Source organism: Mycobacterium sp. NPDC050041, assembly GCF_049541695.1.
GTDB lineage: Bacteria > Actinomycetota > Actinomycetes > Mycobacteriales > Mycobacteriaceae > Mycobacterium.
The window spans coordinates 45,659-67,347 of sequence record NZ_JBMVDG010000011.1; the positions used below are offsets into that span (position 1 = coordinate 45,659).

The following is a 21,689-nucleotide window of genomic DNA, read 5'->3' on the forward strand; positions in this document are numbered from 1 at the left end:
CGTCATTCTCGCAGCTGCAGCCGGACGGGAAGGGTGCTCCCATGGCGAACGCGAACGGCCGGGCGGCGACCCCGGGCCGGGTCGACTCCGAAGCGCGCGCCGCGCGGTTCATGAAGTCGGCGCTGACCATCCTCGGCGAGACGGGCCGCACCGACTTCACCGTGCTGGAGGTGGTGGAACGGTCCAAGACCTCGCTGCGGTCGTTCTACCAGCACTTCTCCACCAAGGACGAACTCCTGCTGGCGCTCATCGAGCGGATCATGGCCGAGTCGACCCAGCACTGGCGGGCCCAGACCGACGGCCTGGGCGGTGTCGAGGCGCTGCGCGTGCTGATCGACCGGATCTGCACGCCCGCCGAGAGCAGCATGCAGGACCGGGTGAACCGCGGCCTGACCTTCTACAACGACCATCTCTCCGAGAGCCTGCCGCAGGACTACGCCCGCGTGCTGTCGCCCCTGCACCGGCTGATCGGCGACATCATCGGCCGCGGGATCGCCGAAGGTACGTTCCGCGACGACGTCGACGTCGAGAGCACCGCGGCGCTGATCATGCAGAACGTGCTGGGCGCCATGCGTTTGCGGGTGCTGGGCGCCGAACTGAACGGCGTGCCGATCGAAGGCAGGCACATCTTCGACTTCTGCTCGCGCAGCCTGCTCGCGCAGTCAGGTCGAGCCACCTGACGGCGTTACACCTGAGGCCGGTTTCGTCACCCGCACGAAAGTGGTAACTTCATTACCACTTGCAGCCAACAAGACTTCCAGGAGGCGGACATGCCGTCACGCGATCTGTCATATCCCGTGTTCGACGCTGACAACCACTTCTACGAGCCGCAGGAAGCACTGACGCAATTCCTGCCGGACAAGCGCAAGGGCATCATCGACTACATCGACGTCAAGGGCCGCACCAAGATCGTCGTGCGCAACCACATCAGCGACTACATCCCGAACCCCACGTTCGAGGTGGTCGCCAAGCCCGGTGCCCAGGAGGAGTACTTCCGCCACGGCAGCGGCGGCAAGAGCTTCCGCGAGATCATGGGCAAGCCGATGAAGGCCATCCCGGCGTTCCGCAATCCCGAGGCCCGCCTCGAGGTACTCGACGGCCTCGGCCTGGACTACACGATCATGTTCCCGACCCTGGCCAGCCTGGTCGAGGAGCGACTCAAGGACGACCCCGACGCGATCCTCGACATCATCCACGCCCTCAACCAGTGGATGTACGAGACCTGGCAGTTCAACTACGAGGACCGGATCTTCTCCACCCCGGTCATCAACCTGAGCGTCGTCGACCGGGCCCTCGAGGAACTCGAGTGGTGTCTGGAGCGCGGCGCCAAGACCGTGCTGGTGCGCCCGGCGCCGGTACCCGGCTACCGCGGCACCCGGTCGATGGGCCTGCCCGAGTTCGACCCGTTCTGGGACGCCTGCGTCAAGGCCGGCATCCCGGTCTGCATGCACGCCTCCGACAGCGGCTACGCGGAGTACCTCAACGACTGGGAGCCCGCCGACGAGTACCTGCCGTTCAAGCCGACCGCGTTCCGCATGGTCTCGATGGGCAAGCGGCCCATCGAGGACACCATGGCGGCGATGGTCTGCCACGGCGCACTGACCCGCAACCCCGATCTGCGCATCCTCTCCGTGGAGAACGGCGCGTCGTGGGTGCCGTACCTGTTCTACCAGTTCAAGGACGTCTACTCGAAGATGCCGCAGGAGTTCCCCGAGGACCCGATCCAGGCGTTCCGGCGCGGCGTGTACGTGGCGCCGTTCTGGGAGGACGACTTCAAGAAGATGGGCGAACTGTGCGGTATCGACCGCGTCATCTTCGGCTCCGACTGGCCGCACCCCGAGGGCCTCGCCGACCCGATCAACCTGGTCGGCGACCTGGAGGCGCAGGGCCTCGACGAAGAGGGCATCCGAAAGGTGATGGGCGGCAACCTGGTCGACCTGTTCAAGGTGCCGAACAAGAAGGTGTTCAAGCCCGACGTGCCCGCGCTCGTCATCGCCTGACCTGTGCGCTGAGCACCGCCACCCCCACCCCCACGAAGGCTGAACGGATCTCATGACCGAAGTGGCAAATCCAGAACAGATGCTGTTCGCCTCCACTGCGCAGGCCTTCCTGGAGAAGGAGGCGTCGCTGACCCGGGTGCGGGAACTGCACGCCGAGGGCGCCTCCTTCGACCCGGGGTGGTGGCGTCGCGCCGCCGAACTCGGTTGGACCAGCCTGCTGGTCCCCGAGGAACTCGGCGGAGGAAGCGTGTCGGGCGACGGCGTCGCGGACCTCGCACTGGTCGCCGAACAGATCGGCCGCACCGTCGCCCCGGGGCCGCTGCATCCGGTCAGCACGGTGCTGGCCGGGTTGGTCGACGCATCCGACTCCGAACGCCACGCCGAGTTGATCGAAGCGCTGGTCGCCGGTGAGACGGTCGCGTCGTGGGCGGTCTGTGAGCCCGGTACATCCTGGAATCCGTTGCACGCCAAGGTGACGGCGACGCCGACCGATGACGGCTACCGCATCGACGGCGTCAAGGACCGAGTGGAGGCGGGCGCGCAGAGCGCCGTGCTGCTGGTCACGGCGTGCGTCGGCGACGATCTGCGGCAGTTCCTGGTACCGACCGACGCGGCCGGTGTCTCGATCACCGAGCAACGTTCGGTCGACCTGGTGAAGCGCTACGCGCGGGTCGAGTTCGACGGCGTCACCGTCGGCGAGTCGGCGACCGTGGGGACGCCGGCCGACACCGCTGCGCTGATCGACCGGCAGGCTCAGGTCGCGCAGATCCTGCAGTGCGCCGAGGTGGTCGGAATCCTGGACACCGTGGTCGGTTTCACCATCCAGTGGGCCTTCGACCGGCACTCCTTCGGCCGGCCGCTGGCGTCCTACCAGGCGCTCAAACACCGCTTCGCGGACCTGAAGATCTGGCTGGAGGCCTGCCGGGCCGCCACCCGCGCCGCCGTCGCGGCGGTGGCGGGCCGCTCCCCCGACGCGGCGTTCGCTGTCAGCGTGGCGAAATCCTATGTCGGAGAACACGCCGCACCGATGATCCAGCACGCCGTCCAGTTGCACGGCGGCATCGGCGTCACCTGGGAACACGACCTGCACCTGTACCTGCGCCGCGCCACGCTCTACCGGTCGATGCTCGGCACGCCCGAAGACCACAACTTGCGCGTGTATGCGCTGTCCGAGGAACTGGAGTCCGCGTCATGACCGAGACCGCATCGCAGGATCAGGCGACTCCGGCGGTCGGCGAGTCCGTCGATGAGTTCAGGGCGAGGGCGAAGGCCTGGCTGGCCGACAACATGCCCCGTATCGACCCGGCGAACCCGCCGGACTCCGACCGCGGCGAGGAGGCCCCGTGGCTGCGGGCCCGGGAACTCCAGAAGAAGTTGCACGCAGGCGGATTCGCCGGAATCTGCTTCCCGCGCGAGTACGGCGGCCTGGGTTACCCGATCGCCTACCAGCGGGCGTTCGACGCGGTGTCCAAGGACTACGAGCTGCCGATCATCCTCAACACGCCGACGTTCACGATCTGCGCGGCGACGATCCTCGACACCGGTACCGAGGAGCAGAAACGCGCGCACATCGCCGGGGTGATCCGTGGCGACGAGATCCTGGTGCAGCTGCTGTCCGAACCCAGCGGCGGATCCGACCTCGCCGGGGTGATCACCCGGGCCGACCGCAAGGGCGACACGTGGGTGATCAACGGCGCCAAGACATGGAGCACCAGTGCCTTCGCCGCGGACTACGGCCTGCTGCTGGCCCGCACCGACTGGAACGTGCCCAAACACGAAGGGCTGACGATGTTCATGGTGCCGCTCGACGCACCGGGCATCACGATGCGGCGCATCAAGCAGGTCGACGGCGGCGACGAGTTCTGCGAGGAGTTCTTCGACAACCTCGAGCTCGGTGACGACGCGGTGGTCGGCGAGGTGAACAAGGGCTGGGAGGTCGCCTCCCGGCAGCTCTACCACGAGCGGCGCGCGGTGGGCGGTGGCTCGGAGTTCGCCAGCGGCATCGGCCCGGAGGGTGTGACCGATCAGCCCGTCGACTACCGGGCACTGCTGGCGGAGACCGGCCAGTCCGACAGCGAACGCGCTCGCGAGATGGCCGGCCGAGCGCTGGTGCGGCGGGCGGTGCAGGAGCAGCTGATCGACCACGTCTATCACGGTGTGCTGGACGGGTCGCTGCCACCGGCAGCCGGATCGATCATCCGGATCACCCACGCCGAGTCCATTCAGTTCGAGATCGACACGGCGGTCGCGCTGTCCGGCGCGGCCGGCGTGGTGGACGCCGGCGACCGGCTGATCCGCTACGGCGACCGCTACCTGTCGCGGCAGACCGCGTCGCTGGGCGGCGGGACCACCGAGATCGCCCGCAACATCATCGGCGAACGGGTGCTCGGCTTCCCCCGCGAACAGGCCGCCGACCGCGGTGTGCCGTTCAAGGACGTCAAGCGCAACAAGGCCTGACTCCTAGAACAGGGTCGCCTGTACCGGCGCCGCCGCGGCGACCGCAGGGACGATGTCCGGCGTCGTGATCCGCCGGTCCCTCGCCAGACCGTGCCGGGCGATCAGCGGCGCCGCTCGCTCGTGCAGCGACCGGCGGTAGTCCTCGGGCAGATACGCACCGCGGCGGTACAACTCGCGATAGCGCCCGACCAGATGCGGGTGTGAGCGCGCCAGCCACGACATGAACCAGCCGCGGGTGGAACCACGCAGGTGCAGCCCGAACACCGTGACACTGTCGGCGCCTGCGGCCGCAATCTGTCCGAGCAGGCCGTCGAGGTGCTCGGTGGAGTCGGTCAGATGCGGCAGCACCGGCGCCACCATCACATGGCACGGCAGCCCGGCGTCGCGGATCGCGGCGATGAGACCGAGCCGGGCCTGAGGCGACGGCGTCCCGGGTTCGACGTCGCGGTGCAGGTCCGGGTCGCCGACCGCGAGCGACACCGCGACGCTCACCGGCACCCGCCGCGCCGCCTCGGCCAGCTGCGGCAGGTCACGCCGGAGCAGCGTCCCCTTGGTGAGGATGGACATCGGTGTTCCCGAATCCGTCAGCGCGGCAATGATTCCCGGCATGAGTTCATAGCGTCCCTCGGCTCGCTGGTAAGGGTCGGTGTTGGTGCCGAGCGCCACCGTGTCCCTGGTCCACGACGGCCTGCGCAGTTCGCGCCGCAGCACGTCGACGACGTTGGTCTTGACCACCACCTGGGAGTCGAAGTCGGCGCCGTTGTCGAAGTCGAGGTACTCATGGGTGGGGCGGGCGAAACAGTACCGGCAGGCGTGCGAGCACCCGCGGTACCCGTTGACCGTGTACTGGAACGGCAGCATGGTGGAGTTCGGCACCTTGTTCAGCGCCGACTTGCACAGCACCTCGTGGAAGGTGATGCCGTCGAACTGCGGGGTGCGGACGCTGCGGACGAAGCCGATGCGCTGCAGGCCCGGCAGCGCTCCGTCATCGACGCCGACACCCTGCCTGTCCCACCGCACCTGTCCATTCGAACTTGTGTTCGATCAGATGTCAAGTAGCGCGTCGCACGTCACCGGCAGATCGCGGACCCGGACGCCGGTCGCGTGATACACGGCGTTGACGACGGCGGCGGCCGCGCCGACGATGCCGATCTCGCCCGCACCCCGGGAGCCCATCGGATTCGCGTGCTCGTCGACCTCGTCGAGCCACCGCGCCTCGATCGCCGGGACGTCGGCGTGGGCGCTGATGTGGTAGGTCGCCAGGTCCTGGGTGACCACATGACCGAAGCGGTGATCGCGCACGCTCTCTTCGTGCAGCGCCATCGACAGCCCCATGGTCATGCCGCCGATCAGCTGGGAGCGCAACGTCGCCGGGTTGATCGCCCGCCCGATCGAGAACACCCCGAGCATCCTCGACACCCGGATCTCGCCGGTGAACCGGTTGACCCGGACCTCCACGAAGTGCGCACCGAAGGAGTACATGCTGTAGTCCTCGGATTCCGGGTTGTCCGGCGCCTCGGCGGTGACCTCTGCGCCGGCCGGGGGCGCGTCGCCGTGCCGCTCGCGGAACGCGCGCACGGCGTGGACGATCGCACGTCCCCAGGAGTTGATGCCCGACGAACCGCCGGCCACCGACGCCTCGGGGAGGTCGGTGTCGCCGATCTGCAACTCGACTGAGGTCATCGGGCAACCGAGGGCGTCCGCGGCGATCTGGGTCAGGGTGGTCCAGGTGCCCGTGCCGATGTCGGCGGCGCCGATCGCCACGACGTAGCGGTCCGGCCCGGTGCAGGAGATCCGGGCCGAGTTGCCGGGCATCATCATCGCGGGGTACACCGCCGCGGCCACCCCGGTGCCCACCCACCACTCCCCCGACAGGGTCGCTCGTGGAGCCGGATCGCGCCGCGCCCAACCGAATTCGTCGGCGCCGCGCCTCAGGCACTCGACCAGGTGGCGGCCCGACCACGGTCTCCCGTCCTCCGGGTCGACGTCGGGTTCGTTGCGGACACGCAGTTCGATGGGATCCATGCCGACGGCCGCCGCCAGTTCGTCGATGGCGACCTCCGCCGCGAACATGCCCGGGCACTCACCCGGTGCCCTCATCCAGAACGGCACCGGAACGTCGAGCGCGGCCAGCCGGTGCGACGTGCTGCGGTTCGGCGAGGCGTACATCATCCGCGAGACGATGGCGGTCTGCTCGGCGTACTCCTTGACCGCCGAGGTCAGCTCGACCGCATCGTGGGAGACGGCGGTGAGCCGGCCGTCCCGGTCGGCGGCGAGGCGGATCCGCTGGTGTGTCGGTGTGCGGTACCCGACGAGGGAGAACATCTGCTGACGGGTGAGCGCCAGCTTCACGGGGCGGCCGTCCGTGCGCTGGGCGGCCAGCAGCGCCAGCACCTCGTGCGCATGGGGCGACCCCTTGGAGCCGAAGCCGCCGCCCACGTGCGGTGAGATCACCCGAAGCTGTTCGGGTTCCAGCCCGAAGATCGGCGCCAGGCTCTTGCGCGCAGCGTGCGTGCCCTGGATCGAGTCGTAGAGCGTCACCCGCGGGCCGATTTCCCACACCGCGATGCAGGCGTGCGGTTCCATCGGGTTGTTGTGCTCGATCGGCGTCGAGTACCACTCATCGACCACATGGTCGGCCGCTGCCAGCGCAGCCGCCACGTCGCCCTCCGCGGTGTCCGGCGGGTGGGACGGATTGACCTTCTCGGGTGTGTACAGCTTCGGATCGCCGACGCGCAGTTCGGTGTCATGGCCGTCGACGTCGTACTCGACGCCGATCAGACCGGCGGCCTGCCGCGCCGTCTCGGCTGACTCCGCGACGACCCCGCCGATCAGCTGCCCTCGGAAGTGCACCTCGGCGTCCTGCAGTATCGACAGTTCCCCGTCGGAGTCGTCGGCCAGCGCGGGCGCGTCGAACACGGTCAGCACGTCCACCACGCCGGGCAGGTCGCGGGCCGCGGCGACGTCCATGGCCGTCACCCGGCCGCGGGCCACCGTCGCCTGCACCGGATGCACATACAGCGGCTGCGTCGCCGGATGTTCGAATGCATAAGGCGCGGTGCCGGTGACTTTCGCACGCCCGTCGAGCCGGCGCACCGGTGTGCCGATCTCGTTGATCCGCACGGCGGTCATGCGCCGTCACCCCCCAGCGCCAGCAGTGTCGCGGTGATCGCCCCGCGCGTGAGTCCGATCTTGAACTCGTTGCCCTGCAGAGGATTCGCCTGCTCCATCTCGGCTGCTGCTGCGCGGGCGTAGTTCGCCTCGGTGGCCGCCGCGCCGATCAGGGAGCGTTCGGCGACCCTGGCGCGCCACGGGCCGTGCGCCACTCCGCCCAGTGCGATCCGCGCCGAGCTGACGACTCCGTCTTCGACCACCAACTCCGCGGCCACCGACGTCAACGCGAACGCGTAGGACGCCCGGTCACGCACCTTGCGGTACTCCGACCGCGCCCCCGCGGGCGGCGGCGGCAGTTCCACAGCAGTGATCAGCGCTCCGTCGGGCAGTACGGTGTCGCGCTCGGGGTGGTCGCCAGGCATCCGGTAGAAGTCGGTGACCGGGATGCGGTGCTCACCGTCTCCGTCGAGCGCTACGACCACGGCGTCCAGCGCTGCCAGCGCCACCGCCATGTCGGACGGGTGCACCGCCACGCAGTGTTCGGATGCGCCGAGGATCGCGTGATAGCGCACGTAACCGCCGATCGCGGAGCAGCCGGTGCCCGGCTCCCTCTTGTTGCACGGCGTCGTGACGTCCTGGAAGTACACACACCGGGTGCGCTGCAACAGATTTCCGCCAGTGGTGGCGAGGTTGCGCAACTGACCGGACGCACCGGACAGCGTCGCGCGTGCCAGCGCCGGGTAGCGGCTGCGGACGACGGGGTCCACGGCCACCTCGGTGTTGCGCTCGTTCGCGCCGATACGCAGCCCGCCGTCGGCGGTCGGGGTGATGCCGGTCAGCGGAAGGCGGCTGATGTCGACCACCAGCTTCGGCTCCACCACACCGAGTTTCATGTGGTCGACGAGATTGGTTCCGCCGCCGAGGAAGACCGCGTCGCTGCGCCCGGCGAGAGTGCGCACGGCGTCTTCGGCGCTGTCGGCGAGCTGGTAGGTGAACGGGATCACGGGTTCGCCGCCTGCCGGATCGCGGCGACGATGTTCGGATACGCCGCGCAGCGGCACAGGTTCCCGCTCATCCGCTCACGGATCTCGTCGTCGGTGAGTTCGGGGTCGGCCTCCAGGTCCTCGGTGACGAAACTGGGTTGGCCGGCTTTCACCTCGTCGAGCATGGCCACCGCCGAACAGATCTGACCCGGGGTGCAGTACCCGCACTGGAACGCGTCCTGTTCGACGAACGCCTCCTGCATCTCGTGCAGGGCGTCCCCCTCCGGCAGCCCCGCGGCGGTGGTCACCCGCGCGCCGTCCTGCGCGACGGCGAACGTCAGGCAGCTGATCGCCCGCCGGCCGTCGAGCAGCACGGTGCACGATCCGCACTGCCCGTGGTCGCACCCCTTCTTCGGCGACGTGACGTGCAGGTGCTCGCGCAGCAGGTCGAGAAGCGTGACTCGGTTGTCGATGCGCACCGTGTGGTGACGACCGTCGACCTCGATCGTGACGTCGGTGGTGGGGACGGGAACGGTCATCGGCCCGGGGTACCCGGGGCCCGGTGTCCGAAACGGTGACCGCCGGCCCGACCCGGCCTCATGTCGACGCGGGCTGAGCCGCTACCGCGCTACCACTGCGACCCGAAGCACTGCGGGCTGTAGGGATGGTCCTGCGCGACGATGACCTGGCCGCCGGCGGTGACCTCGCAGTGCGCGTTGGGCGCCGCCACACCGCCGCGGGTGGCGCTGCTCACTTGGAGGAACGCCCACTGCGGATCCTCCAGCGACGTCTCGAACACCCACGGCGCGCCCGGCGCGATCGTCAGCTTGTCGCGCTTGATGTAGGCGTACGCGTCGGCGTTGTAGGCGTCCATGCTCGGCGGTTGAGCGGTCAGGTAGGTCAACGTGAAGTCTGCGGGCCCGGCCACGGCGAGGGTGTAGGTGACCTTCTGCCCGGCCGGCTGGGCGACCGACGTCGCCTGGCTCACCGCACATCCCGCGGCCGCCACCACCAGTGCCGCCCCGATCCGCATCGTCGCTGTTCGCATGTCCGTCACATCGACCCAAGCTACCCGACCGTTACAGCCGCGCGCGGTACCCGGTGTCGGACAGGACAACACACGCTGACCAACAGGTTAACCGGTTCGTCACACGGTGACATTTCGAAGAAACACCAGCGCTCTAACGTGCCGATTCGACACCGCCACGGTGCCCCACCTGCGTGTTCCCCGGCAGAGATATTTCGGAGAGACCGCAGTTGACATGACGAAAGGCTGTTCATGCGACTACCTCGACGTGCTGCGTTCACCCGGTCCGCTCTGGCGACGGGAAGCATCGCGCTGGCCACCGCGATGGTGCTTGCGGGCTGCGGCACCCGTGCCGGCGACACCGAGGCCGCCGGCGCCGAATCGTGCGCGGACACCTCGGGTCCCACCATCAAGGTGGGGTCGCTGAACTCGCTGTCCGGCACGATGGCCATCTCCGAGGTCACCGTCCGCGACGCCATCAAACTCGCGGTAGACGAGATCAACGCCGCCGGTGGCGTGTCCGGCAAGCAGATCCAGCTCATCGGCGAGGACGGCGCGTCGGAACCGACCGTCTTCGCCGAGAAGGCCGAGAAGCTCATCAGCAGTGACTGTGTTGCCGCGGTGTTCGGCGGCTGGACGTCGTCGAGCCGCAAGGCGATGCTGCCGGTCTTCGAGAGCGCCAACTCGCTGCTGTACTACCCGGTGCAGTACGAGGGCCTCGAGTCGAGCAAGAACATCTTCTACACCGGCGCCACCACCAATCAGCAGATCGTGCCCGCGCTGGACTACCTCAAGCAGCGCGGCGTCAAGTCGCTCTACCTCGTCGGCAGCGATTACGTGTTCCCGCAGACCGCCAACCGGATCATCAAGGCATACGCCGGCGCCAACGGCATCGAGATCAAGGGCGAGGACTACACCCCGCTCGGCTCGACGGACTTCTCGACGATCGTCAACAAGGTGCGCACCGCCGACGCGGACGCCGTCTTCAACACCCTCAACGGCGATTCCAACGTGGCGTTCTTCCGGGAGTACAAGAACGTCGGGCTCACCCCTCAGGCGATGCCGGTGGTGTCGGTGTCGATCGCCGAGGAGGAGGTCGGCGGCATCGGTGTGCAGAACGTCACCGGCCAGCTCACCGCGTGGAACTACTACCAGACCATCGACACCCCGGTGAACAAGGCGTTCGTGGCGGCCTACAAGAAGGCCTACGGCGCGAACAAGCCCACCTCGGACCCGATGGAGGCCGCCTACGTGTCGGTCTACTTGTGGAAGAACACCGTCGAGAAGGCGAAGTCGTTCGACGTCAAGGCCATTCAGGACAACGCAGGCGGTGTCTCGTTCGACGCACCGGAGGGCAAGGTCACCATCGACGGGGAGAACCACCACATCACCAAGACCGCCCGCATCGGCGAGATCCGGCCCGACGGGCTGATCTACACGATCTGGGAGTCGCCCGGCCCGATCGAGCCGGACCCGTATCTGAAGTCCTACCCGTGGGCCGCCGGCCTGTCCAGCTGATTCCGGGCGAACGAAGCGACGGGGAAAGTACACCGTATGGACGTCCTGATCGGGCAGCTGGCAACGGGATTGAGCCTCGGCTCGATCCTGTTGCTGGCCGCACTCGGACTCTCGCTGACCTTCGGTCAGATGGGGGTCATCAACATGGCCCACGGTGAGTTCATCATGGCCGGCTGCTACACCGCGTACGTGGTGCAGCAGCTCGTCACCAGTGCCGGTGCTTCGCTGCTGATCTCGCTGGCGGTCGGATTCGTCGTGGGTGGCGCGATGGGCGCGCTGCTCGAGGTGACGCTGATCCAGCGGATGTACCACCGGCCGCTGGACACCCTGCTGGTCACGTTCGGCGTGGGGCTGGTCCTGCAGCAGGTGGCCCGCGACATCTTCGGCGCCCCCGCGGTCAACGTGGTGGCCCCGGCGTGGCTGTCGGGCGGCGTCGAGATCTTCGGCGCGGTGGTGCCGAGAACCCGGATCTTCATCCTGGTGCTCGCGGTCGCCTGCGTGGCCGTGCTCGCGACCCTGCTCAAGGCCAGCCCGATGGGCAGGCGCATCCGCGCGGTGGTCGCCAACCGTGACCTCGCGGAGACGAGCGGGATCTCCTCTCGCAAGACCGATATCACCACCTTCTTCATCGGTTCGGGCCTGGCGTCGGTGGCCGGTGTCGCGCTGACGCTGATCGGCTCCACCAGCCCCACCATCGGACAGAGCTTCCTGATCGATGCCTTCCTGGTGGTGGTGGTCGGCGGGCTCGGCCAGATCAAGGGCACGGTGATCGCGGCGCTGGCGCTGGGCTTCTTGAACTCGTTCATCGAGTACAACACCACCGCGTCGCTGGCCAAGGTGATCGTGTTCGTGATCATCGTGATCTTCCTGCAGGTCCGCCCGCAGGGCCTGTTCACCGTCCGGACCAGGAGTCTCGTATGAGGACCATCATCGGACGGTGGCAGACGTGGGCGGCCTTCGGGGTCGCGGCGCTCGTGTTGTTCGTCGCGGCGCCCGCCGTGCTGTCGGACTTCCGGCTCGGCCTGCTCGCGAAGTTCCTGTGCTTCGCGATCGTGGCCGTCGGCATCGGATTGGCGTGGGGCCGCGGCGGAATGCTCGTTCTGGGTCAGGGCGTCTTCTTCGGCCTCGGCGGCTACATGATGGGCATGCACCTCAAGATCGCCGACGCGCAGATCCGCGGTGACGACGTGCCGGACTTCATGCAGATCGCCGGCGTGCGCGAACTGCCGGCCTACTGGGCGCCGTTCGCCTCGCCTGCGTTCACCCTGCTGGCGATCGTGGTGGTGCCCACGGGCATCGCCGCCGTTCTCGGTCTCGGCGTGTTCAAGCGCCGCGTCAAGGGCGCGTACTTCGCGATCCTGTCGCAGGCCCTGGCGGCGGCACTGGCGATCCTGCTGGTCGGCCAGACGGGTCTCGGTGGCAGCAACGGGCTCAGCGGCTTCCGCACCTTCTTCGGTTTCACCCTCAACGACCCGGTGAACCGGCGAATGCTGTTCTTCATCGCCGCGGCCACCCTGCTGGTCGTGGTGGCGGTGGTCCGGCAGTTGATGCAGAGCCGATACGGCGAACTGCTGGTGGCCGTGCGTGACGGTGAGGAGCGGGTGCGTTTCCTCGGCTACGACCCGGCCAACATCAAGGTGGTGGCGTACACCGTGGCGGCGCTGTTCGCGAGCGTCGCGGGCGCGCTGTTCACCCCGATCGTGGGCTTCATCGCGCCGTCGCAGGTGGGCATCCTGCCGTCGATCGCGTTCCTGATCGGCGTGGCGATCGGTGGCCGCACCACACTGCTGGGCCCGGTGCTCGGCGCGATCGGGGTGGCCTGGGCGCAGACGCTGTTCTCCGAACGCTTCCCGTCGGAGTGGATCTACGCCCAGGGCCTGCTGTTCATCGTCGTGGTGGGCTTCTTCCCGGCCGGTTTCGCCGGCCTGAGCGTGCTGGCCCGCCGCTACCGGCGGCGCAAACCCGATGCGCCGCACACGAATCCGACGCCGTCGGAACAGGTCTGCGAGCCAGAACCCGACACCAGAGTGGGAGCCGCGACATGACCACCGCGCAGGCGCAGCCGCAGCCGGTGGCAGGCGGAAACATCGGCATGGGCACCGAGTACCTCGAAGTACGCGGGCTGACGGTCGATTTCGACGGGTTCAAGGCGGTCAGCGACGTCGACCTGACGCTGTTCCAGGGCGACCTGAGATTCCTGATCGGACCCAACGGGGCCGGCAAGACCACGGTGATCGACGCCATCACCGGCCTGGTTGCCGCCTCGGGTTCGGTGAACAAGTCGGGGGTCGAACTGCTCGGCAAGAAGGTGCATCGAATCGCCAGGCAGGGCGTCGGTCGCACCTTCCAGACGGCCAGCGTGTTCGAACAGCTCACGGTGCTGCAGAACCTGGACATCGCGGCGGGCGCGGGCCGCTCACCGTGGACGCTGCTGCGCCGGCGTTCCGGAGTGCTGCCCGCCATCGAGGAGGCCCTGGAGACCATCGGCCTGACCGACCTGGCGGGCAAGCCGGCTGGAGTGCTCGCCCACGGGCAGAAGCAGTGGCTGGAGATCGGCATGCTGCTGGTGCAGAACGCCGACGTGCTGCTGCTCGACGAGCCGGTAGCCGGGATGAGCACCGAGGAACGCGAGGAAACCGGGAACCTCTTGCGGCGCATCGGTGGTGAGCGCACCGTCGTGGTCGTCGAGCACGACATGGATTTCATGCGCGCCTTCGCCACCTCGGTGACGGTGCTCGCGCGCGGCCAGGTGATCGCCGAGGGTTCGGTGGCCGAGGTCCAGGCCAATCCCAAGGTGCAGGAGGTGTACCTCGGCACCGCCGCGGCGGGCGCCGAAGGCATACCGGACGAACTGATCGAGGAAGTTGGCGACTGATGCTCGAACTCATCGACGTCCGCACCGGCTACGGCCGGTCGGAGGTCATCCACGGTGTCAGCCTCGAGGTGCCGTCCGACGGGGTCGCCGCGGTGATGGGCCATAACGGCGCGGGCAAGACGACGTTGTTGCGCGCCGCGGTCGGGCTGCTGAAATGCACTGCGGGCACGGTGCTCTTCGACGGTGAGGACATCACCAGGCTGCGACCCAGCGCCCGGGTCGCGCGCGGCCTGGCGTACGTGCCGCAGGGCCAGCAGTCGTTCGGGCAGCTGACGACGGCGGAGAACCTGCAGGTCGTCGCCGACGGGCGCAAGAACGGCAGGAAACTGATCGACGAGCAACTCGACCTGTTCCCCGCCTTGAAGGAACTGCTGACCCGGCGAGCGGGCCTGCTCTCGGGCGGTCAGCGTCAGCAGCTGGCGATCGCCCGTGCGCTGATCACGTCGCCGACGTGCCTCATCCTCGACGAGCCGACCGAGGGCATCCAGCCGTCGGTGGTCGCCGAGATCGAGGCGGCGATCACCGCGCTGACCGGGCGGGGCGATCTCGGCGTGCTGCTCGTCGAGCAGCACATCGGTTTCGCCCTCGAATCGTCGCAGCGCTACTACATCCTGGAGGCCGGCCGGGTCACCTCGAGCGGGGCCGGCGGATCGGCGTCGGAGGCCGACGTGCGCGCCGCGATGGCCATCTGACCTGCAGGTGCCACCCGCGAGTGTGCCGGGTGCGCCCCCGCTTGCGTGGCGTGTGTTGGACGACACGCGGCTGAATCCGGGCATCCGCGCACGATCACGCCCGTCGAGCGGGCACACTCTCCGCGTGACCGAACCATCAGTGTTTGCGGATTCCGGCAGATTCGTGGTCGCCGAGGACGGCCCGAAGGTGCTGGTCATCGACCGTGGCCGTACGGCGCCGGAGGTGATGGTGCTGGTGTTGACGATCTTCAGCCTGGTCTTCGGCGGGTTCGGCGTCGTATCGCTGTTCTCGGCCTTCACCGGCACGCTCTCGCTCCGGTCGTTGGTGATCGGCGGCTTCTTCTTCGCCATCGGGGTGGTCTCGCTGCTGGTGATGAATCGGATCAACGAGTCCATCGAGCGGGCGCGGTCGATGCCGCTGAGCACCATGCGCCCGGTGGCCGTGTTCGACCGCAGACACCGGGTGTACCTCGACGCGGACGGCGAAGTCGTCGCGCCGCTGGATCAGGTCCGTTTCGAGCGCAGGATGCAGATGACGTCGAGCGCGTCCAAACTGGTGGCGGTTACTCCCCGCGGCGCGCGGGACCTGCTGCGCGGCACGCCGTTCAACGGCGTCGGCAAGCTCGACGGGGTGCTGACGGATCTCGTGCACGCCGGTCGATAGCGGTTTATTGACGGCCGAGACTGTCCACGTTCGGGTCACGGCGGCGTCGCGGTGACCTAGCATCACGCTCATGGCCGATGCGGACGGTTGCGGGTGCTCACAGCCGTTGTCCGCGTTGTCACGCCGGGCCATGATCACGGCGTCGGTGTCGGCGGTGGTCGGGGGCGCCGCCGTCGGCTCGGCGGGCCTCGGTTCGGCGGCACCGCCCCTGGCGCAGACGCTGCCCGAGAACGCGCTGGTCACCCTCGGAGTACAGGCGGGGCCACCACCCGTTCCGCACAGGACCGGCGTCTCGTCGGCACTGAAGATCGGCGCCGCCGTCTATCAGATCGATTGCGGGCTGGGCTCGTTGAACGCGTTCACCGACGCGGGCTTCCGGTTCGACGATCTACAGAGCATGTTCATCACCCACCTGCACACCGACCACATCGTCGACTACTACAGCTTCTTCCTCTCCGGTGGCTACACCGCGGCCAAAGGCAAGGCGGCGGTGCGGGTTTACGGTCCAGGGCCTGCTGGCGGCCTGCCGCCGAGCGAGGTCGGTGACCCGCAGCCGGCCACGGTCAACCCCGCTGAACCCGCTCCGGGACTGGCCGCGACCAGCCGGGCGCTCCTGCAGGCCTACGCCTACACCAGCAACATCTTCATCCGCGACATGGGCACCGTCGACATCGAGGATCTGATCGATGTGCACGAGATCGCGGTGCCACCGGGCTCCAGTCATGTCGACAGATCACCGAGAACCGCGCCCTTCCCCGTGATGTCCGACGACAACGTGACCGTCACCGCGACGCTGGTCTCGCACTACGACGTGTACCCGGCGTTCGGCTTTCGCTTCGACATGAGGAAGTCGCCGGTCTCCGTGACGTTCTCGGGTGACACCACCAAGTCCGACAATCTGGTGGAACTGGCCCGCGACACCGACATCCTGGTGCACGAGGCGCAATTCAGCCTCGACGACGCCTACTACAACGACAGGTTCCCGCCCGACTATCTCGTGCGGTCACACACCTCGGCCGAGCAGGTCGGTGAGGTCGCGGCGGCGGCGAACGCCGGACACCTCGTGCTGAGCCACTACTCCCCCACCGACCTACCCGATTCGCAGTGGCTCGCCGCGATCGGGAAGCACTACACGGGCCCGGTGACCGTGGCCAGGGACGGCCAGGTGTTCGCGCTCTGATCAGCCCAGCCGTGCGGGCAGGCGAGCACCGAACAGCCGCACCGCGTTACCGGAGCCGACCATCCGCCGAGTGGCGTCGTCCATCGGGAATGCGGCAAGGAAGGCGGCTCCGGCCTGGTTGTCGTCCATCGGGTAGTCGACCGAGAACATCACCCGGTCGGCGCCCATCACCTCCAGCGTGCACGCGAATGCCGACGGACAGAAGTTCCCGCTGGTGGTGACGAAAACGTTGCGGCGCAGGTACTCCGACGGCAGGTGCTGCAGCCGGTTCGCCGAACCCGAGCCGCCGAGCCCGTAGTAGCGGTCGGTGCGGTACGCGGCGAACGGCAGCATCTCCCCGAGGTGGCCGATGATCATCTGCAGTCTCGGGAACTTGTCGAACAGGCCCGAATAGATGAGCCGCAGCAGGTGCGTGCCGGTCTCGACGGCGAAGCCCCACGACGCCAGGTGCAGGCCGGCATCGACGTAGGGTGCGAACCAGGCGTCCATCACCGCGGGGTGCGGCGTGGTGGGGTGCAGGTAGATCGGAACCCCGAGCGCCTCGGCCTGTCCGAAGAGATCCTCGTAGGCCGGATCGTCGAGATACCGGCCGCGACTGTGCCCGTTGACCAGTGCGCCGACCAGTCCGAGCTCGGTGACCGATCGGCGGAGTTCGTCCGCCGCCGCACCGGGGTCCTGGGTCGCGAGGGTGGCGAAACCACCGAAGCGATCCGGGTGTGCGCGCACGGCCTCGGCCAGGTCGTCGTTCGCCAGGCGCGCCAACTCGACGGAGCGCGCGACCTCGTCCTCCTGCTGGACGCCCGGATCGAACAGGGACAGGATCTGGAAATCGATGCCTGCGGCGTCCATCTGCTCCAGCCGCAGGGGGCCGCGGTCGTAGAGCCTGTCGTAGGCCACGGTGTCGTGGGATTGCAGCCATGTGCCCACCACGTTCCCGACGCTGGCCGGGTCCCACGCGTAGTGCTCCTCGAGCGCGATCAGCGACATCGGCACCTCCGGCGGGTCGGTGACCGGACCCTACCGCGACGCCCCGCGCCGGTGGAGGGTTCGCGCGGATGCGGGTGTCAGCGCAGGTGATGGCGTAGCGGCGCCAGAATGCCCCGACTGAATCCGGTTCCGCGCGGGCGAGTGTGCGGCGTGTCGTCGTCCACCTGCCGATCAAGCGGCAACACGCCGCACGGTCGATGAGAGAGTCAGCCCAGACGGGTCAGCACGTCGGCGACCACGCCGTCGATCGGCACGTCGACCTGCGCACCGGTGGCGAGGTCCTTCACGCCGACGGTGCCCGCGTCGATGTCCCGGTCACCGGCGACCAGCGCGAGCACCGCACCCGACCGGTCGGCGGCGCGCAGCGCGCCTTTGAGCCCGCGGTCGCCGTATGCCAGGTTGACGCTCACCCCGGCGCCGCGCAGTTCGGCGGCCAGCACCGCGAGCCGGAGCTTGGCCCGCTCCCCGAGCGGCACCCCGAACACGTCGACCGCCCGGGCCCGTCCGACCTGCTTGCCCTCGGCCTGCAGCGCCAGCAGCGTGCGGTCCACCCCGAGCCCGAAGCCGATCCCGGACACGTCCTGCCCGCCGAGGCGGCGCATCAGGCCGTCGTAGCGCCCGCCGCCGCCGATCCCGGACTGGGCGCCCAGCCCGTCGTGGACGAACTCGAAGGTGGTCTTCGTGTAGTAGTCCAGACCGCGCACCATCCGCGGGTTGACCACATACGGCACGCCGAGTGCCTGCAGGTGGGCCTGCACGGTCTCGAAGTGCTGCCCGGCGCTGTCGGAGAGGTGGTCGAGCATCACCGGTGCGTCGGCCGTCATCTCCCGGACGTGTGGCCGCTTGTCGTCGAGCACCCGCAGCGGGTTGATCTCCGCGCGGCGCCGGGTCTCCTCGTCGAGGTCGAGCTCGAACAGGAACTCCTGCAGCAGCCGGCGGTACTGCGGCCGGCAGGTGTCGTCGCCGAGCGAGGTGAGCTCGAGCCGGAAGCCGTCGAGGCCCAGCGACCGGAAGCCGCTGTCGGCGATCGCGATGACCTCGGCGTCCAGCGCGGGATCGTCCACACCGATGGCCTCCACGCCGACCTGCTGCAGCTGCCGGTACCGGCCCGCCTGCGGTCGCTCGTACCGGAAGAACGGCCCCGAATAACAGAGTTTGACCGGCAACGCGCCGCGGTCGAGCCGGTGCTGGATGACCGCGCGGATGACGCCCGCGGTGCCTTCGGGCCGTAGCGTCACCGACCGGTCGCCGCGGTCGGCGAAGGTGTACATCTCCTTGGACACCACGTCGGTCGACTCGCCGACGCCGCGGGCGAACAGCGCGGTGTCCTCGAAGATCGGCAGCTCCACGTCGCCGTATCCGGCGCGCCGGGCGGTGGCCAGCAGGCCGTCGCGCACGGCGACGAACCCCGCCGACTCGGGCGGCAGGTAATCCGGGACACCCTTGGGCGCCTGGAATGAAGACGGATCCGTCACGTTGTCAGCCTCTGAGGAACGGGTTGGTGCGGCGCTCGTCGCCGATCGTGGACTTCTCGCCGTGGCCCGGCAGTACCACGGTGGCGTCGTCGAGCACCAACAGTTTGGTCAGGATCGAGCCCAGCAGGTCGCGGCCGCTGCCGCCGGGCAGGTCGGTGCGGCCCACCGACCGGCGGAACAGGGTGTCGCCGGTGAGCGCCACCTCGGTGGCGTCGCCCTCGAGCCGGAACACCACCGAACCCCTGGTATGACCCGGGGTGTGGTCGACGGTCACCACCATGTCGCCGAGGTCGAGCTTCTCGCCGTCGGCGTCGAGTTCGATCACCTGCCGCGGTTCGCGGAACACCGCGCCGAAGGCCATCCGGCCCAGGCCGCCGAGGAAGCCCGAGGTGAAGTCCTTGACGGGGTCCGTCAGCATGTACCGGTCGTCGGGGTGGATGAACGCCGGGCAGCCGTACATGTCCGCGACCTTCTGCGCCGACCAGATGTGGTCGATGTGGCCGTGGGTGAGCAGCACCGCCGCCGGGGTGAGGCGCTGTTCGTCGAGGATGCGGCGCAGCGGGCCGAACGCCCGCTGGCCGGGGTCGACGATCACGGCGTCCGATCCCGGCCGCGGGGCCAGCACGTAGCAGTTGCACTGCAACATGCCCGCGGGGAAACCGGTGATCAACACGTCCACGAGTTTCCCATGCCGGATCTCCCGCGCCGATCCCGTGGGTCGTTCACCGTCCACTCAGCAACCTTTGGCACACTCGGTGCCGACCGGACGCGACGAGCGGCGGAAACGAGAAGGGACTACCGGCGGTGCCCACCAACGAACAACGACGTGCAGCGGCCAAGCGCAAGCTCGAGCGACAGCTGGAGCGGCGGGCACAACAGGAACGCAGGCGGCGCCAGCTGACGATCATCGGATCGGTGGTCGGTGTGCTCGTGGTCGCCGGCGCCGCCGTCCTCGGCTTCCTCTTCCTGAAGGACGACTCGAACGCCGACACCGCCTCGGCCGCACCGAGCAGCTCGACCACCCCGGCCGCACCGACGCCGTCGGCAGACGGCCTGCCCCAGCTGCCGGCGTTCGCCGCACCCGCCGGTCTGGGCTCGAAGTGTGAATACCCGGCCGGCCAGGAGCCCGCGAGCAAGAAGGTCAACCCGCCCCGCGCCGGTGCGGTGCCCACCGACCCGGCAGAGGTCAGCGTCAGCATGACCACCAATCAGGGCAACCTCGGCCTGGTGCTCGACAACGCCAAGGCGCCGTGCACCGTCAACAGCTTCGCCAGTCTGGCGCAGCAGGGTTACTTCAACGACACGGTGTGCCACCGGCTGACCGCGTCCACCGGCCTCAAGGTGCTGCAGTGCGGCGACCCGACCGGCAAGGGCACCGGCGGACCGGGTTACGGCTTCGACAACGAGTACCCGACCAACCAGTTCCAGCCCGACGACCCGGCGCTGCAGAGCCCGGTGGTCTACCCGCGCGGCACCCTGGCAATGGCCAACACCGGCGCCCCCGGCTCCAACGGCAGCCAGTTCTTCCTGGTCTACGGCGACTCCCAGCTGCCGCCGAACTACACGGTGTTCGGCAAGATCGACGACACCGGGCTGGCCACCCTCGACAAGATCGCCGCGGCGGGCGTCGTCCCCGGCGAACGTGGGGCCGACGACGGCGCACCGACCAACGAGGTGAAGGTCACCTCGGTTCTGCTCGACTGAGTCCGGCACACCCGACGTGACCGCGCCGCCGCCCTACGGCGGGTATCCGCCCTATCCCGGACCGCCGCCCCGGTCGACGAACGCGATGGCGATCGCCGCGCTGGTGTGCGCCTTCCTGTTCGCGCCGTTGGGCATCATCTTCGGCCACATCTCGCTGGCGCAGATCAAGCGCACCGGAGAGGACGGCCGCGGGCTCGCGTTGACCGGGCTGATCGTCGGCTACGTCGCGACCGTGCTGAGCATCGTCTTCGTCGTGCTGATGGTGCTCTTCCTCGTCGCGGTGTCACAGGAGATCGACAACCGGCCGAGTGGCCCGGTCTACACCGCCGCTCCGCCGCCATCCGGGTTGGCGTTGCCCGCGTTCGACCCGCCGCAGCCGCCGGGCACCAACTGCCAGTACCCCGCCACGCCTGCCGCGGCGAGCAAGCGGGTCACCGCGCCACGGACCGGCAGGGTGCCCACCGAGCCGGCGACGGTCGGTGCCGGCATCGAGACCAGCCGCGGCAACATCGGCCTGACGCTGGAGAACGCCAAGGCGCCGTGCACCGTGAACAACTTCGCCAGCCTGGCCCAGCAGGGCTTCTTCGACGGCACCACCTGTCACCGGCTGACGACCTCCCCGGTGCTGAAGGTGCTGCAATGCGGCGATCCGTCGGGCACCGGCGCCGGCGGGCCGGGCTACCGCTTCCCGAACGAGTACCCGACCAATCAGTACCGGCTGTCCGATACGGCGCTGAAGCAGGCGGTGACCTATCCGCGCGGGACGGTGGCCATGGCGAATTCGGGTGTGGGCACGAACGGCAGCCAGTTCTTCCTGATGTACGCGGACTCCCAGCTGCCGCCGACCTACACGGTGTTCGGCACCGTCGACGAGACGGGTCTGGCGACACTCGACGCGATCGCCGCCGGCGGTGTCGCCGACGGCGGCGACGACGGCCCGCCCGCACGTGAGGTCACGATCACGCAGGCGCGGCTGGACTGACACCCGCCGGTGGTCTGGGATTCGCCGCCGC

The 21,689-nt window shown here is 68.8% G+C and carries 21 protein-coding genes; 13 read left to right on the forward strand and 8 right to left on the reverse strand.

Annotated elements, in window-relative coordinates:
* Positions 1-41 precede the first annotated feature (41 nt).
* The 4 genes from ACPCHZ_RS25570 (at position 42) to ACPCHZ_RS25585 (ending at position 4,457) form a co-directional block, all read left to right on the forward strand.
* The gene (locus ACPCHZ_RS25570; protein ID WP_423487327.1) at positions 42-680 is read left to right on the forward strand and encodes a TetR/AcrR family transcriptional regulator; all 639 of its coding nucleotides are present in this window, start codon (positions 42-44) and stop codon (positions 678-680) included.
* Between the two features lie 90 nt (positions 681-770).
* Positions 771-2,000 (forward strand): amidohydrolase family protein, encoded by a 1,230-nt coding sequence (locus tag ACPCHZ_RS25575; RefSeq protein ID WP_423487328.1) that lies wholly within the window; start codon positions 771-773, stop codon positions 1,998-2,000.
* Positions 2,001-2,052: 52 nt separating this feature from the next.
* The gene (locus ACPCHZ_RS25580) at positions 2,053-3,195 is read left to right on the forward strand and encodes an acyl-CoA dehydrogenase family protein (RefSeq protein WP_423487329.1); all 1,143 of its coding nucleotides are present in this window, start codon (positions 2,053-2,055) and stop codon (positions 3,193-3,195) included.
* The gene (locus ACPCHZ_RS25585) at positions 3,192-4,457 is read left to right on the forward strand and encodes an acyl-CoA dehydrogenase family protein (protein WP_423487330.1); all 1,266 of its coding nucleotides are present in this window, start codon (positions 3,192-3,194) and stop codon (positions 4,455-4,457) included. Before ACPCHZ_RS25580 ends, ACPCHZ_RS25585 begins: the two co-directional genes overlap by 4 nt.
* Before the next feature lie 3 nt (positions 4,458-4,460).
* Here ACPCHZ_RS25585 and ACPCHZ_RS25590 read toward each other — a convergent pair whose 3' ends face one another.
* The 5 genes from ACPCHZ_RS25590 to ACPCHZ_RS25610 all read right to left on the reverse strand — a co-directional run bounded on the left by ACPCHZ_RS25590 (position 4,461) and on the right by ACPCHZ_RS25610 (position 9,602).
* Positions 4,461-5,477, reverse strand: coding sequence for an Rv2578c family radical SAM protein (locus tag ACPCHZ_RS25590; RefSeq protein WP_423487331.1), 1,017 nt, complete (start codon positions 5,475-5,477; stop codon positions 4,461-4,463).
* A gap of 24 nt (positions 5,478-5,501) precedes the next feature.
* A complete protein-coding gene (locus tag ACPCHZ_RS25595) occupies positions 5,502-7,589 on the reverse strand; it encodes a xanthine dehydrogenase family protein molybdopterin-binding subunit (RefSeq protein ID WP_423487332.1) in 2,088 nt (695 codons plus the stop codon).
* Positions 7,586-8,575, reverse strand: a complete 990-nt coding sequence (locus tag ACPCHZ_RS25600) for an FAD binding domain-containing protein (RefSeq protein WP_423487333.1) — start codon at positions 8,573-8,575, stop codon at positions 7,586-7,588. Before ACPCHZ_RS25600 ends, ACPCHZ_RS25595 begins: the two co-directional genes overlap by 4 nt.
* On the reverse strand, positions 8,572-9,093 hold the full coding sequence (locus tag ACPCHZ_RS25605; RefSeq protein WP_423487334.1) for a 2Fe-2S iron-sulfur cluster-binding protein: 522 nt from the start codon (positions 9,091-9,093) through the stop codon (positions 8,572-8,574). Before ACPCHZ_RS25605 ends, ACPCHZ_RS25600 begins: the two co-directional genes overlap by 4 nt.
* Positions 9,094-9,182: 89 nt before the next feature.
* On the reverse strand, positions 9,183-9,602 hold the full coding sequence (locus ACPCHZ_RS25610; RefSeq protein ID WP_423487335.1) for a hypothetical protein: 420 nt from the start codon (positions 9,600-9,602) through the stop codon (positions 9,183-9,185).
* Positions 9,603-9,833: 231 nt separating this feature from the next.
* Between ACPCHZ_RS25610 and urtA the strand changes: the two genes are divergently transcribed.
* The 7 genes from urtA (at position 9,834) to ACPCHZ_RS25645 (ending at position 16,510) form a co-directional block, all read left to right on the forward strand.
* On the forward strand, positions 9,834-11,099 hold the full coding sequence (gene urtA / locus ACPCHZ_RS25615; protein ID WP_423487336.1) for an urea ABC transporter substrate-binding protein: 1,266 nt from the start codon (positions 9,834-9,836) through the stop codon (positions 11,097-11,099).
* 36 nt (positions 11,100-11,135) lie between these two features.
* Entirely contained in the window at positions 11,136-12,020 is an 885-nt protein-coding gene (gene urtB / locus ACPCHZ_RS25620) for an urea ABC transporter permease subunit UrtB (RefSeq protein WP_302913948.1), read from the forward strand.
* Positions 12,017-13,144 (forward strand): urea ABC transporter permease subunit UrtC, encoded by a 1,128-nt coding sequence (gene urtC, locus ACPCHZ_RS25625; protein ID WP_423487337.1) that lies wholly within the window; start codon positions 12,017-12,019, stop codon positions 13,142-13,144. Before urtB ends, urtC begins: the two co-directional genes overlap by 4 nt.
* A complete protein-coding gene (urtD, locus tag ACPCHZ_RS25630; protein ID WP_423487338.1) occupies positions 13,141-13,974 on the forward strand; it encodes an urea ABC transporter ATP-binding protein UrtD in 834 nt (277 codons plus the stop codon). Before urtC ends, urtD begins: the two co-directional genes overlap by 4 nt.
* Positions 13,974-14,666: an urea ABC transporter ATP-binding subunit UrtE gene (gene urtE / locus ACPCHZ_RS25635; protein WP_364979472.1), complete on the forward strand. Its 693-nt coding sequence runs from the start codon at positions 13,974-13,976 to the stop codon at positions 14,664-14,666. Before urtD ends, urtE begins: the two co-directional genes overlap by 1 nt.
* Positions 14,667-14,790: 124 nt before the next feature.
* Positions 14,791-15,330 (forward strand): hypothetical protein, encoded by a 540-nt coding sequence (locus tag ACPCHZ_RS25640; RefSeq protein WP_364979469.1) that lies wholly within the window; start codon positions 14,791-14,793, stop codon positions 15,328-15,330.
* Between the two features lie 70 nt (positions 15,331-15,400).
* Positions 15,401-16,510 (forward strand): MBL fold metallo-hydrolase, encoded by a 1,110-nt coding sequence (locus tag ACPCHZ_RS25645; RefSeq protein ID WP_423487339.1) that lies wholly within the window; start codon positions 15,401-15,403, stop codon positions 16,508-16,510.
* Here the strand turns inward: ACPCHZ_RS25645 and ACPCHZ_RS25650 are convergent, their stop codons facing one another.
* From ACPCHZ_RS25650 to ACPCHZ_RS25660, 3 genes are all read right to left on the reverse strand, one after another.
* The gene (locus tag ACPCHZ_RS25650; RefSeq protein WP_423487340.1) at positions 16,511-17,497 is read right to left on the reverse strand and encodes an amidohydrolase family protein; all 987 of its coding nucleotides are present in this window, start codon (positions 17,495-17,497) and stop codon (positions 16,511-16,513) included. It abuts the gene before it with no gap.
* Positions 17,498-17,703: 206 nt separating this feature from the next.
* Positions 17,704-18,972 carry a histidine--tRNA ligase gene (gene hisS / locus ACPCHZ_RS25655; RefSeq protein WP_423487341.1) on the reverse strand — a complete coding sequence of 423 codons (1,269 nt, stop codon included), beginning with the start codon at positions 18,970-18,972 and terminating at the stop codon, positions 17,704-17,706.
* Positions 18,973-18,976: 4 nt separating this feature from the next.
* Positions 18,977-19,645, reverse strand: a complete 669-nt coding sequence (locus ACPCHZ_RS25660; RefSeq protein WP_364979458.1) for an MBL fold metallo-hydrolase — start codon at positions 19,643-19,645, stop codon at positions 18,977-18,979.
* Positions 19,646-19,776: 131 nt separating this feature from the next.
* Between ACPCHZ_RS25660 and ACPCHZ_RS25665 the strand changes: the two genes are divergently transcribed.
* Positions 19,777-20,676: a peptidylprolyl isomerase gene (locus ACPCHZ_RS25665; protein ID WP_423487342.1), complete on the forward strand. Its 900-nt coding sequence runs from the start codon at positions 19,777-19,779 to the stop codon at positions 20,674-20,676.
* Between the two features lie 16 nt (positions 20,677-20,692).
* A complete protein-coding gene (locus ACPCHZ_RS25670; RefSeq protein ID WP_423487343.1) occupies positions 20,693-21,658 on the forward strand; it encodes a peptidylprolyl isomerase in 966 nt (321 codons plus the stop codon).
* The last annotated feature ends 31 nt before the right edge of the window (positions 21,659-21,689 follow it).